Below are 12323 nucleotides of genomic sequence, written 5' to 3'. Positions count from 1 at the left end.
CCGGCTCTACCCGATGCCCTTACCTGGGGTCAGAGCCCTTTCCTGTGGAAAGGGATCCGACCCCGACGTTGGGCGTGACCGGGGTCAGATCCCTTTTCGGCAGAAAAGGGCTCTGACCCTCAACGCAATCAGCCCTTCATCGTGCCGGTATCCAGCCAACGCTGGTGCCACGACAGCGCTTCCGGCAGCAGGTGCGGGGTGTGCTTGCCGTAGCTCTCGCGGCTGGCACGGTCGAAGTAATCCTGCAGCTGTGGGCGGAAATCCGGGTGTGCGCAGTTGTCGATCAGCACCTGCGCGCGCTTGCGCGGGGTCAGGCCACGCAGGTCGGCCAGGCCCTGTTCGGTCACGATCACCGACACGTCGTGCTCGGTGTGGTCGACATGGCTGGCCATCGGCACGATCGCCGAGATGGTGCCGTTCTTGGCGGTGGACGGGCTCAGGAACGCCGACAGGAAACCGTTGCGGGCAAAGTCACCGGAACCGCCAATGCCGTTCATGATCCGCGTGCCCATCACGTGCGTCGAATTGACGTTGCCGTAGATGTCCACCTCGATCATGCCGTTCATGCCGATGCAGCCGAGGCGGCGCACCAGTTCCGGATGGTTGGAGATCTCCTGCGTGCGCATGATGATGCGCTCGCGGTAGAAATCGATGTTCTCCTTGAACGTCTCGTTGGCCTGCGGGCTCAGCGCGAAGCCGGTGCACGAGGCGTAGCTCAGCACACCGTCGCGCAGCAGGTCCAGCATGCCGTCCTGGATCACTTCGGTGAACGCCGCCAGGTCGCGGAAACCGCTCTTGGCCAGGCCGGCCAGCACCGCATTGGGAATGTTGCCCACGCCCGACTGCAGCGGCAGCAGGTTCGGCGGCAGGCGGCCCTTCTTCACCTCGTGCTGCAGGAACTCGATCAGGTGCGAAGCGATCTGCTCGCTGGTGGCATCGATCGGGCTGAACGGGCTGTTGCGGTCCGGGCCGTTGGTGCGCACCACGGCCACGATCTTGTCCGGGTCGCAGCGCAGTGCGGTGTCGCCGATGCGGTCGTTGGCGTTCACCAGCGGAATCGGCTTGCGGTGCGGCGGAAGCGCGGTGCCGTAGTAGATGTCATGCATGCCGTCGACGCCGGCCGGCTGCCATTCGTTGACCTCGACGATCACCTTCTTGGCCAGGTCCAGCCAGGTCTTGTTGTTGCCCACCGAGGTGGACGGCACCAGCGAGCCATCCTCGCGGATGGCCGAGACTTCGATCACGGCGGTATCGATCCCGCCGTAGAAGCCGAACCACACGTGCTGGGCCACGTGGCTGAGGTGGATGTCGATGTAATCCAGCTTGCCCTCGTTGATGCGGTTGCGCGCATCCGGGTCGCTCTGGAACGGCATGCGCATGGCGATGCCATCGGCCTTGGCCAGCGCGCCATCAAGCTCCGGCGCGGTGGAGGCACCGGTCATCAGCTTGATCTGGAAGGGGTTGCCCTGGGCATGCACCGCTTCGATGCGGCGGGCCAGTTCGACGGGAACGGCCTTGGGATACCCGGAGCCGGTAAAGCCGCTCATGGCCACGGTTTCACCGGGCTGGATCAGCGCGGCTGCGGCCTCGGCGGAGACCACGCGGTCACGGAGACGCGCGTTGGCGATGCGATCAACAGACATGACGACACGTGTTGCTTGGGGGAATCCCGATTATCGGCCATCCCCATCCGTACGGGGGGTTCTACCTTCGTGGAATGGCTTTTCCCCGCAGGGGGCACCCATACCCGCCGGTTTTGTTTTGCAGTGCAGCGTGCAAAGTGCTTTCGCAGCCCGCACGATGGCCCTGCATCCCGACGTGGGGGAGGGAGCAGAGCCCGCTGGCAGTTCGCTGCAAGCGGGCTTTTTTATTGCTTGTCGCCCAGTATGAATGCGCGGTTTCCATTATCGGTAGTGCCGGCCGCWGGCCGGCAACCCCAGTAACCCTCGGCGGGATCATCGAATCTGCCGGCCAGCGGCCGGCACTACCGGGTCCGTTGCGTCCCGACCGGCTCGATACAATCGGCCCATGACCCTCGCCCCCGCCGAACTGCCCGCCTCCCTGCAGCCCGCCGTCGACCGCGCCTTGTCGCGATTGGCCCAGGTGCTGCCTGAGCCCGCCCCGGCTGAGCTGCAGCCGCTGCTGACCCGGCTGGCGGTGGCCAGCGATTTCGCCCTGGACACCCTGGTCCGCCAGCCCGGCCTGCTGGCGCAGCTGGCCGCCCCCGGTTGCCCGCCGATCCCGGCGCCGGTGCTCGACCCCCTGCAGCCCAGCGACTGGCCGGCACAGCTGCGGCGCTGGCGTGCGGCGATGTCCACGCGGCTGATCTGGCGCGACCTGGCTGGGCTGGACGACGTGGCGCAGACCCTGGCCGGCGCCACCACCCTGGCCGAGGATTGCCTGCGGCTGGCGCTGGAGGCCCTGCAGCAGGAATTCGCCCAGCGCCACGGCGTGGTGCGTGATGGCGAAGGCGCCCCGCAGCAGCTGGTGGTATTCGGCCTCGGCAAGCTTGGCGGTGGCGAGCTCAACTTCAGTTCCGATATCGATCTGGTCTACGCCTACCCGCACGGCGGCGAATCCGATGGCCCGCGCGCGCTGGCCGCCGAAGAGTATTTCGCCCGCCTCGGCCAGCGCCTGGCCAAGCTGCTGGACGAAACCACCGTCGATGGATTCAGCCACCGCGTCGACCTGCGCCTGCGCCCGTTCGGCAGCGCTGGCCGCGTCGCACTGTCATTCGCGGCAATGGACCAGTACTTTCAGCGCGAGGGCCGCGACTGGGAACGCTATGCGTGGTTGAAGGCGCGCGCGGTGGCCGGCGATATCCAGGCCGGTGAAGCGTGGCTGCAGACCCTGCGCCCGTTCGTGTACCGCCGCTACCTGGATTTCACCGCGCTCGACGGCCTGCGCGAGATGAAGGCGGCAATCACCGCCGAAGTCGCGCGCCGCGAACTGCACGAGGACATCAAGCGCGGCGCCGGCGGCATCCGCGAAATCGAGTTCCTGTGCCAGGCGCTGCAGCTGATCCGCGGTGGACGCGAACCGGCATTGCGCGAACGCCGCCTGCTGGTGGCACTGGATGCACTGGTGGCCGCCGGTCAGATCGCGCCGGAGGATGGCGCCGCGCTGCGCGAGGCCTACCTGTTCCTGCGCCGGCTGGAGAACCGCCTGCAGATGCTGCGCGACGCGCAGACCCACGTGCTGCCCAGCGATGCATTGGATCGCGAGCGCATCGCCGTCGGCCTCGGTTATCCGGACTGGGACGTGCTGCGCGCGGCACTGGCCGTGCAGCAGCAGCGGGTCAGCACCGAGTTCGCCGCGCTGCTGGCGCCGCGCAAGGGCCAGGCCGCGCCCGACGCGCTGGCCAACTACTGGCGCAGCCTGCCCGACGGCAGCAATGCACCGCTGCTGGCCGAAGCCGGGTTCCTCGATGCCAACGGCGCCGACCAGTCGCTGCGCGATTTCGCCCAGGGCACCGGTGTGAAGTCCTTGTCCGATGCCGCGCGTGCGCGACTGGATCGCGTGCTGCCGGCGCTGCTGCATGCGGCCACGCGTTCGCCCCAGCCCGACGCCGCGCTCAAGCGCGTGCTCGGCCTGCTGCAGGCGGTGCTGCGCCGGACCAGCTATCTCGCACTGCTGGATGAGCAACCAAGTGCGCTGGCGCGGCTGGTGGACGTGCTGGCGCGCAGTGCGCTGCTGGCCGAACGCCTGGCTGCGTATCCATTGCTGTTGGACGAACTGCTGGACGTGCGCGTGTCCGGGCCGATGCCGGATGCCGCCGGGATGCTGGCCGAGTGCCAGCAGGTACTGACGGTGGAGGATCCCGAATCCGCGCTGCGCTGGCTCAATGAAACGCGGCTGGCGCTCAGCTTCCGCATGGCGATGGCCACGCTGGATGGCCGTCAGGGTGCGGTGGACAGCACCCGGCAACTGGCCGAGCTGGCGCAGGCAGTGGTGGTCACCGTGCTGGCGATGGCCGAAGCGGACATGCGCGCCGCACACGGCGAGATTCCCGGTGGGCGCTTCGCGATCATCGGCTACGGCAGCCTGGGTGGCCTGGAGCTGGGCTTCGGTTCCGATCTGGACCTGGTGTTCCTGCACGACAACCCGGCCGGCGTGGATGCCAGCGATGGTGCGCGCCCGCTGGAGCCGGGCCGCTGGTATGCGCGGCTGGCACAGAAGGTGATGGCGCTGCTCGGTGCGGTCACCGCTGCCGGTCGCCTGTACGACATCGACGTGCGCCTGCGCCCGGACGGTGGCAAGGGGTCGCTGGTGTCTTCGTTGGCCAGCTACACCGAATACCAGCGCGAGCGCGCATGGACCTGGGAACACCAGGCACTGGTGCGCGCGCGTGGCGTGGCTGGCGATGCCAGTCTGCTGGCCGACTTCGAGCAGGTGCGCGCACAGACGCTGGGGCGTGAGCGTGATCCGGCCACACTGTATGCCGATGTGTTGAAGATGCGCGGCCGCATGCGCACCGAACTGGACCGCAGCGATGCCGCGCGGCTGGACCTGAAGCAGGGCGCCGGCGGCGTAGTGGACCTGGAGTTCCTGCTGCAGACCGGCGTACTGGCGCGCAGTGCACAGCATGCAGCGCTGTTGGAGCCGCGCGATACGCCGTCGTTGATCGATGCGTTGGCGGTTGCCGGATTCCTGCCGGAAGGCACCGCGCAGGCGTTGCATGGAGCGCATGCCACGCTGTTGGACGTGGGCCTGGCCTGCACGCTGGACCGGCGCCCGCGGTTGGCACCGACCACGCCGGCGATTGAAGAGGCGTGTGCGGCGATTACGGCAGCGTGCAGAGCCGCGGAGCTGCCGTTCGCCTGAGCGGCGGATGGCGGAGGTCTGCAGTTGGTAGGTGCCAACCTTGGTTGGCACAACCCATCCGCGTTCATGACCCCGGCAACAGCGTGCCAACCAAGGTTGGCACCTACCAGAGCATGTAAGGTCAGCTGGTGGCGCGCAGTGGCGCCATCTTCCACAGCAGCGCGCGGAACGGGGCCAGCAGGCACACGCCGATCGCCAGCTTCACCGCCAGGTCGCCGGCGGCCCAGCTCACCCACGGCAGGGCGGAACCGGCAAACGCGATCGACCAGAAAATGGTGGTATCCACCGTCGCGCTGCAGGTGGTGGCCACCATCGGTGCGCGCCACCAGCTGCCACGGCGCAGGCGGTCGAACACGGTGATATCCAGCAGCTGCGCCACGATGAAGGCCGAGCACGAGGCAATGGCGATACGCGGGGTGGCCACCCAGATCGACAGCAGCACCGCCACCAGGAAGCCGATCCACGCCACGCGGCGCGCCGGGCCCGGGCCGAAGCGGCGGTTGATCAGGTTGCTGACCAGGAACGCCACCGGATAGCTGAAGGCACCCCAGGTCAGCCAATCGTTGATCGGGTACTGCACCAGTACGTTGGACAGCAGCACCACCGCGCCCATCGCCAGTACCGCCAGTACCAGGGCACGCGGGGTCAGCGGGGCAAAAAGAGGGGCAGGACGCACGGACATGGCGAGCCAGGGGACAAAGGGAATCACCCATTATCCGCCCGGCCCGCGCCAAATCCAAAAACGCTGGTTCAGCTTTACAGCGCTTCGCTCATCACATCGCCAGCGGCATAGGCGGTGGGCACGTAGGCCAACGCCTGGCCCTGCGCGCTCTTCACGGTCCAGCCGGCACCGGCCTCAGTGGGGTCGAAATGCACCTGCTGGCCGACCACGAACGCGGCCGTCTGGTCTTCGTGCACGCGCGCCGGCCAGCGCAGGGTGGCGGTCTGGTCGGCCTTGTCCGGCACCTGCAGCTGCACCTGGCGTTCGCCCGCTGGCGTGGTCTCCACCTTCTTCACTTCCATTGGTGGCAGCGGCACCGCCTTGGTGCGCTGGGCCTTCTCACGGCGTTCGCTGGCCTTGAACGGCGCCTTCGACAGTTCGGACAGGCCCGCCGATGCGGCAAGGGGCACCGAAACCACGATCACCGAGGTGATCAGCACGCTGGCCTCGCTGCTGTTCAACTGCGGTGCGGCGCCGGCATGGACGGTGGGCACCAGCAGTGCGGAGAGCAGCAGGGCGGAAGCAGGAACGCGCAGGCAACGGAACATGGAGACCTCCTGGTCAGGGTGGGGACGGCGGCTCAGCGCCGGGTATCGAAAATGTCGCGCGGGCCGGTAGCCTCGGGCAGGTATTCCAGCGGCCGGCCCTGGTTGTCCTTCACCTGCCAGCCCTGGTCGGTGCCGGTCGGCTCGAAGTTCACGGTCTGTCCCACGGTGAACTGCACGGCGGGATCGCCGGGGCGCTTCGGCCACTGCATCGACGCAGTGTTCTGCGGGTTGTTGGCATCACGCAGCAGCACTTCGCGGCGGCCGTCGACGGTGGTGGCGATGGCGCTCACCTGCATCTGCGGCAGCTTCACCGATGCGCCATGGCCGGGCGGCAGCCCGGCATCCTGGGCTTCCCTGGCAGCGGCGGCGCGCGCTGAAGCAACCAGGGGCGCGGACATTTCCAGGCTCGGCCCCTGCGGACCCGGGTCCTGCAGGATGATGATGCGGCGTTCGGCATGGGCGGTGTTCGCGCCGAGCAGGCCGGCAACGATCACCATCGGCATCAGGGAAACACGCAGCAGACGCATGTCGTTCTCCTCGCGGGATTCAGGGCGTGGCGGCGGCAGCACCGGCCACCGGCACATGGGGGATCACCAGTTCCTGCTGCAGCTGGCTGCGCTGGTGCAGGAAGTCGAACACCGATTCCACCGTCACCACCGAATAGTTGCCGGAAATGCGTTCGCCGGCCGGGTGGTCGGTGGTGGTGGCGTTGGCCACGAACAGGCGCGCACCCACGCGTTTGCCCAGGCCGATATGCAGCACGCTGGGCTGGTACTTCTGCTGGCGCAGCCACTGCTGGGCCTGCTCGCGCTTGACGATGGCCGGCGCGCCTTCGGCCTGCGCCATCGCCGCCGCCAGCACTTCCAGTACCCACTGGTTGGAGTTCTGGTAGTCGGTGGCGAACGGATAGGCGACCACGTTGTATTTCGTTTCGTGCAGCGCCTTGGGCTGGATCGAGGGTGATACCAGCATCGCGCGCAGTGCCGCACGCAACGGTGCCGATGGCACGCCGATGCGCAGGTCGGTGTGGCCGCCGCTCTCGCCGACGAAGTTGCCCAGGCCTTCGTGGTACAGCTGCGAGCTGTCGGTCTTGCAGCGGTTGAGCAGGTGCATCGCGCGCCAGCGGCCGTCGTCCTCGCGCAGCAGGAAGGCCAGGTGGCTGTGGCGCAGGCCATAGCGGCTCAAATCCTGGCCACCGCGCGCGGCGACCACCACGTCCACATCGGGCAGCGCATCCAGGCGCTCGGCGGTGGTCCAGGCCACGTCCAGCATCGCCGCCTGCGAGGCCACGCTGGGGTAGCGCTCGCGGCACTCGGTGCTGTTGGCCCATGCAGGCGTGGTCGCCAGCAGGCTGGCGGTCAGCAGGGCGGCGCGGGGCAGGCGGGAGAAACAATCCATGTCGGTACCTTCAACGGCGGGCAGGCCCGCGCGCCGATCATACGCCGGTCAGCGCAGCGGGCGGTCCACGCCCTTGCGCTTGAGCTCGCGATCGCAGGCCTCGCTGATCGGCGCGATCGGCAGCGGCGGGCGCTCGCCCGTCTTCGGATCGCGCAGGGCCGGCTGTTCGCGGTATGCATCCAGCTGCTGCTGGCACTGGTAGGAAATCGGGTCCAGCTCGGTGGGCGCGGTGGAGCAGGCGGCGAGCAGGGCCAGTGGCAGCAGGAGCAGGGTGCGCATGAAGACGTTCAGCGTGATGGGGGAAGCTGGACTCTAACCGTGCAGCCGGATCGAAATGTTCAGAAATCGCTGGACACCCGGGTAACGGAGGGCCGGAGCACGTTGGGGGCTTGGGCCAGGGCGCGGGGCTTGGGCCGCTGCGCGGTAGAGTCGACTGTTGGTCGACTGCCGTTGGCGGTATGGCTGAAAACCCCGCGCTGCGCGCGGTAGTCGACTAACAGTCGACTCTACCCGGTCGGCTCCTTTCCCGGGTCATTGGCGGTATGGCTGAAAACCTCGCGCTGCGCGCGGTAGTCGACTAACAGTCGACTCTACCTGGTCGGCTCCTTTCCCGGACCCGGTCGGCTCCTTTCCCGGGTCATTGCGCACGCCCCAGCCGCGCTCTCACTTCCGCCGCCACCCGCGCGGTCTCGCGCAGCGGCTCGATGCGGTCGTACTGCCAGTCCAGCCAATGTTCCTGCAGCCGTCCACGTTCGCGCAGCTGCTGCTGGAAGCGCGCCAGCCGCCCCTGCACGGTATTGGCCAGCGCCACCATCACCGGCATGCGCGTGGCACAGGCTTCAGAGAGCAGGTTCACCGAATCGGGCGAGACCACCACGCGGTTGGCCCAGCCGAGCAGCCCCCCGTAGGGGTTCACACCGTCGCCGCCATCGCCCCAGATCACATGCGGCAGCCCGGCGAAGGTGGCGCGCAGGATCTCGGCCAGTGCCGGCGGCGTGCGCCGCGAGGTGGTGGCCAGCAGGCTGCCGCCTTCGCTGCGGATCTGCTCGGCCAGGGCCTGGAACACGCCGACCATCCGCGCCTCGTCCCACGGCGCCAGCGGGGTTGGCCCACCCACCAGCAGCGCGGTGCGTGGGCCGGGCAGGGTGCTGAAGCCGGCGAACGCGGCGCGGCCCCAGGCCAGCCAGTCATCGTCCACCGGGTTGAGGCTGCCGAGCAGGGTCAGCACATTGCTGCCGCGCAGGGCGTCGTGCTCGGGCACCACCACCACATCCCAGTGGCGTGCGCCGATGCGCGGGTCAAGGATCTGCACCACCTGGCTGCCACGGGCACGCAGCACGCGCAGCGCACCGGCAGCCTGGCGGCCACAGCCGATCGCCAGCGCCGGGGCCTCGGCGGCCAGTGTCGCGAAGGCCTCGCCGTAGCCATCCACATCGCCCGGCAGGCGCCGTGGTGAGACCCAGCGCCAGGGGGCGCGGGGCTGCAGCACCAGCGGCCGATGGGTGCCCTGGCGCAGCGCCGAGGCCAGCGCGACCGCCTGGCGGACATTGCCCGCTCGGCCATCAGTGACCGTCCAGGGCGCGCTTGATCGTTTCACCATTGGCATTAATTCGTTTCAGCCCTGCTGGGTGTTGCAACAGTCGCGACACTCTACACTGCGGCTCGTCGATTCGCCCCGCGCCGCCCGCGGGCACTGACTTCCCTTAGCCGCCCTGGAGATCCACCGATGTCCCACGCGCTCGACGCTGCTGCCCTTGATCAGCTGTTCCGTACTGCCCGCACCCAGAACGCCTTCCTCGACAAGCCGGTTCCGGCCAGCCTGCTGCAGGAACTGTACGACCTGGTGAAGTGGGGCCCGACCGCGGCCAACACCACGCCGGCCCGCTTCGTCTTCGTTACTTCGAAGGAAGCCAAGGAAAAGCTGGCCCCGGCCCTGTCCGAAGGCAACCTGGCCAAGACCATGGCCGCCCCGGTCACCGCCATCATCGGCTTCGACTTGGATTTCCACGAAAAGCTGCCGTACCTGTTCCCGCACACCGATGCCAAGGCCTGGTTCGACGGCCCGCAGGAAGGCCGCCACGAAGCCGCCATCCGCAACGGCAGCCTGCAGGGCGCCTACCTGATCCTGGCCGCACGCGCGCTGGGCCTGGATGCCGGCCCGATGTCGGGCTTCGATCCGGCCAAGGTGGACGAAGCGTTCTTCGCCGGTACCTCCATCAAGTCGAATTTCCTGGTCAACCTGGGTTACGGTGACTCGGCGGGCCTGTTCCCGCGTCTGCCGCGCCTGTCGTTCGACGAAGCGGCGCGCATCGCGTAAGTCGCTGCATCGATTCCGGGCCGCCCCCTTGGCGGTCCCTGCTGTACCCACCCTACGATCCGGAGAGTTCCTGAGATGAGCGCCACCCGTAAACTGCTGCTGCCGCTGGCCCTGACCCTGGCCATCGCCGCCTGCTCCAAGCCGGCCGACACCGCTGCCCCGGCTGCCGATGCCGCCGCCCCGGCCACCACCGAACAGGCTGCTACCCCGGCTGCCGATGCCGCCGCTGCCGCCCCGGCCGCCGAAGCGATCAAGATCGCCTCGGGCACCTACAAGCTGGACCCGACCCACACCGACGTGCTGGCCCAGTGGAGCCACTTCGGCTTCTCCAACCCCAGCGCGCACTTCGGCAACGTCGAAGGCACCCTGGTGTACAACGCCGAAGACGTGACCAAGTCCACCGTGGAAGTGAAGCTGCCGCTGAGCGGCCTGAACAGCTTCACCGCCAAGTTCGACGAGCACCTGAAGAGCGCCGACTTCTTCGACGCCGCCAAGTTCGCCGATGCCACCTTCAAGAGCACCAAGGTGGAAGCGGCCGGCACCAACAAGCTGACCGTCACCGGCGACCTGACCATCAAGGGCATCACCAAGCCGGTCACCCTGGACGTCACCGTCAACGGCGGCGGCGAGCACCCGATGGCCAAGGTTCCGGCCGCCGGCTTCGATGCCACCACCACCCTGAAGCGCAGCGATTTCGGCGTCGGCGCGTATGCCCCGAACGTCAGCGATGAAGTGAAGATCCGCATCACCACCGAAGCCACCGGCGAAAAGCCGGCCGCTTGATGCACCCCGCTCACTCGTCGTGAGAAGGCAGAAGGCCCGCTGGAAAGCGGGCCTTCTTTTTGGGTGCTGGGGAACACGCGTTGGTAGGTGCCAACCTTGGTTGGCACGCACGCCTTGTCATGGCGGCCGGAATTCGCTTTGGTAGAGTCGACTGTTAGTCGACGGCTCTTCGCGGGATGCCAGAACCCCGCGCTGCGCGCGCGAGTCGACCAACAGTCGACTCTACCGCTGCTCGGTTCCATCACATCGTGCGGGGCGTGCTCAGCGCAGCGCGCCCAACCATGCCACGCACGCTTCGCTCGGGCTCTGCTTGGCCTTCACTGTCATGCCACTCACGCGCACGAAGGTCTGCGCGGCCTGCGCCACCACCTGGCGGGCGATCAGCGCCGCCTGCTTGGTCGCAGCCTGCTGCTTGCGCAGCTGCACGATATGCACCGACGGGCGGCCCACCGGCGCGTACTTCTGGTCGCGGCGCAGCACATCAGCCACCTGCGCCACTTCGAACTCGGCCTGCAGGTAGCGGTGCTGTGCCTCCACCAGCTCGCGCAGCGGCGCGCGCAGTGCGGCGGTGTCGGCGAAAGCGGCCAGGGCCGCATCGCAGGCGGCGTCATCGGCGAAGCGGGTACGCAGCGCGTCCACGCTGGCCAGGGTCAGTTTGGCCATGTGGGCCTCGTTGCTGCAGGAAAGGAGCGCGATTGTCGCATTGCTTGCCGGCTGATGCGTTGAACCGGGCGGCGGAATCCCTGTAGAGCCGAGCCCATGCTCGGCTCATCGCGCGCAGCGCGAGGGTTCTCCGATGGCGGAACGAAAAGCAGCCGAGCGTGGGCTCGGCTCTACAATGGCCCGCTGTACCACCCACGGAAGGAAGACCATGCAGGACGCGCAGTACTGGTTGAACGAATTCTGGACGGGCCTGAGCGTGCTCGATCTGCTGGGCGGCAGCGTGCTCGGCACGCTGCTTGGCCTGGTGCTGGGCATCCTCGCCTGGCGCGGGCTGCACCGCCGCGGCTGGCTGCAGCGGCGCAAGCGCTGGCATCACTGGCTGCTGGCCAGCTACGTGGTGCTGCTGCCGCTGGCCACCGCCTTCTTCGGCCTGCAGCTGGGCTTCACCGCCGGTGCGCACCGCGCGCTGTTCAAGCAGCTCGATCATTTCCAGCCGCATCTGCAGACCCTGGTGGAAGGCTGGAGCGAAGGCTTCACCGATTCACTGGACGACCCGCGCATGCGCGAGGCATTGCGCAGCCAGGGCACGGTGGGCGATGTGGCCGACACCATCGCCTCGGCTTATCTGAGCGAACACCCGCTGCCCGGCCTGGACCGTCTTGGCGATGGCCCGCTGGCGCGTGGTGCGGGATGGGTGATCGGCAAGGTGCGCGAAGGCCTGCTGCGCGGCATGGTGGAAGACACGCTGGTGGACAAGGCCGGCACGATCGGCCTCGAGCCGAAGGTGGTGCGCGAAGCGCTGACCATGCATGTGGATGAGCTGCTGCACACCCGTGGCGTGCTGCGGCTGGTGAAGGCGCAGATCAACGGCATGATGCCGGGTGTGTACTTCGGGCTGCTGTTGCCGCTGTTGGTCATCGCGCTGCTGGTGGCGCTGGAGATCTGGGCCGCGCAGCGGTTCGGGTGGACGCGGCAGGTGGTGTCCAGCGCGGTAGTGCCGGCCGCTGGCCGGCAGCTGCAGGTTCCTGCCGAGGGTTCATGAGGTTGCCGGCCAGCGGCCGGCACTACC

12 protein-coding genes are annotated in these 12323 nt (G+C 68.2%); 4 read left to right on the top strand and 8 right to left on the bottom strand.

From position 1 onward, the window contains the following. Positions 1 to 128: 128 nt before the first annotated feature. Positions 129 to 1643, bottom strand: a complete 1515-nt coding sequence (locus D7T59_RS17800) for an acetyl-CoA hydrolase/transferase family protein (protein ID WP_164138510.1) — start codon at positions 1641 to 1643, stop codon at positions 129 to 131. A gap of 385 nt (positions 1644 to 2028) precedes the next feature. Here D7T59_RS17800 and glnE point away from each other — a divergent pair, with 385 nt between their 5' ends. Further along, complete coding sequence (glnE, locus tag D7T59_RS17795; RefSeq protein ID WP_180853027.1) at positions 2029 to 4824, top strand: bifunctional [glutamate--ammonia ligase]-adenylyl-L-tyrosine phosphorylase/[glutamate--ammonia-ligase] adenylyltransferase; 2796 nt, start codon at positions 2029 to 2031, stop codon at positions 4822 to 4824. Between the two features lie 121 nt (positions 4825 to 4945). Here glnE and D7T59_RS17790 read toward each other — a convergent pair whose 3' ends face one another. From D7T59_RS17790 to D7T59_RS17765, 6 genes are all read right to left on the bottom strand, one after another. Next, positions 4946 to 5506: a queuosine precursor transporter gene (locus tag D7T59_RS17790; RefSeq protein WP_049480270.1), complete on the bottom strand. Its 561-nt coding sequence runs from the start codon at positions 5504 to 5506 to the stop codon at positions 4946 to 4948. A 74-nt stretch (positions 5507 to 5580) separates the two neighbouring features. Next, positions 5581 to 6093, bottom strand: coding sequence for a hypothetical protein (locus D7T59_RS17785; protein ID WP_106549739.1), 513 nt, complete (start codon positions 6091 to 6093; stop codon positions 5581 to 5583). A 32-nt stretch (positions 6094 to 6125) separates the two neighbouring features. After that, entirely contained in the window at positions 6126 to 6620 is a 495-nt protein-coding gene (locus tag D7T59_RS17780) for a hypothetical protein (protein ID WP_180853028.1), read from the bottom strand. A 19-nt stretch (positions 6621 to 6639) separates the two neighbouring features. Continuing rightward, positions 6640 to 7491 carry a DUF2145 domain-containing protein gene (locus D7T59_RS17775; protein ID WP_180853029.1) on the bottom strand — a complete coding sequence of 284 codons (852 nt, stop codon included), beginning with the start codon at positions 7489 to 7491 and terminating at the stop codon, positions 6640 to 6642. Positions 7492 to 7539: 48 nt separating this feature from the next. After that, on the bottom strand, positions 7540 to 7770 hold the full coding sequence (locus tag D7T59_RS17770; protein WP_164138501.1) for a hypothetical protein: 231 nt from the start codon (positions 7768 to 7770) through the stop codon (positions 7540 to 7542). Positions 7771 to 8128: 358 nt separating this feature from the next. Continuing rightward, entirely contained in the window at positions 8129 to 9091 is a 963-nt protein-coding gene (locus D7T59_RS17765; RefSeq protein WP_180853030.1) for a mitochondrial fission ELM1 family protein, read from the bottom strand. Positions 9092 to 9217: 126 nt separating this feature from the next. Here D7T59_RS17765 and D7T59_RS17760 point away from each other — a divergent pair, with 126 nt between their 5' ends. Next, a complete protein-coding gene (locus tag D7T59_RS17760) occupies positions 9218 to 9808 on the top strand; it encodes a malonic semialdehyde reductase (RefSeq protein ID WP_106549742.1) in 591 nt (196 codons plus the stop codon). A gap of 75 nt (positions 9809 to 9883) precedes the next feature. Then, complete coding sequence (locus tag D7T59_RS17755; protein ID WP_005407837.1) at positions 9884 to 10591, top strand: YceI family protein; 708 nt, start codon at positions 9884 to 9886, stop codon at positions 10589 to 10591. 261 nt (positions 10592 to 10852) lie between these two features. Here D7T59_RS17755 and D7T59_RS17750 read toward each other — a convergent pair whose 3' ends face one another. After that, positions 10853 to 11254 (bottom strand): hypothetical protein, encoded by a 402-nt coding sequence (locus D7T59_RS17750; protein WP_057499930.1) that lies wholly within the window; start codon positions 11252 to 11254, stop codon positions 10853 to 10855. A 208-nt stretch (positions 11255 to 11462) separates the two neighbouring features. Here D7T59_RS17750 and D7T59_RS17745 point away from each other — a divergent pair, with 208 nt between their 5' ends. Beyond that, complete coding sequence (locus D7T59_RS17745; protein WP_180853031.1) at positions 11463 to 12296, top strand: hypothetical protein; 834 nt, start codon at positions 11463 to 11465, stop codon at positions 12294 to 12296. The last annotated feature ends 27 nt before the right edge of the window (positions 12297 to 12323 follow it).

Origin of the sequence: Stenotrophomonas maltophilia (genome assembly GCF_013464915.1) — a bacterium.
Taxonomy (GTDB): domain Bacteria; phylum Pseudomonadota; class Gammaproteobacteria; order Xanthomonadales; family Xanthomonadaceae; genus Stenotrophomonas; species Stenotrophomonas maltophilia_AT.
Note: the sequence above shows the minus strand (reverse complement) of the source record. Positions and strands in the feature narration are given on the sequence as shown.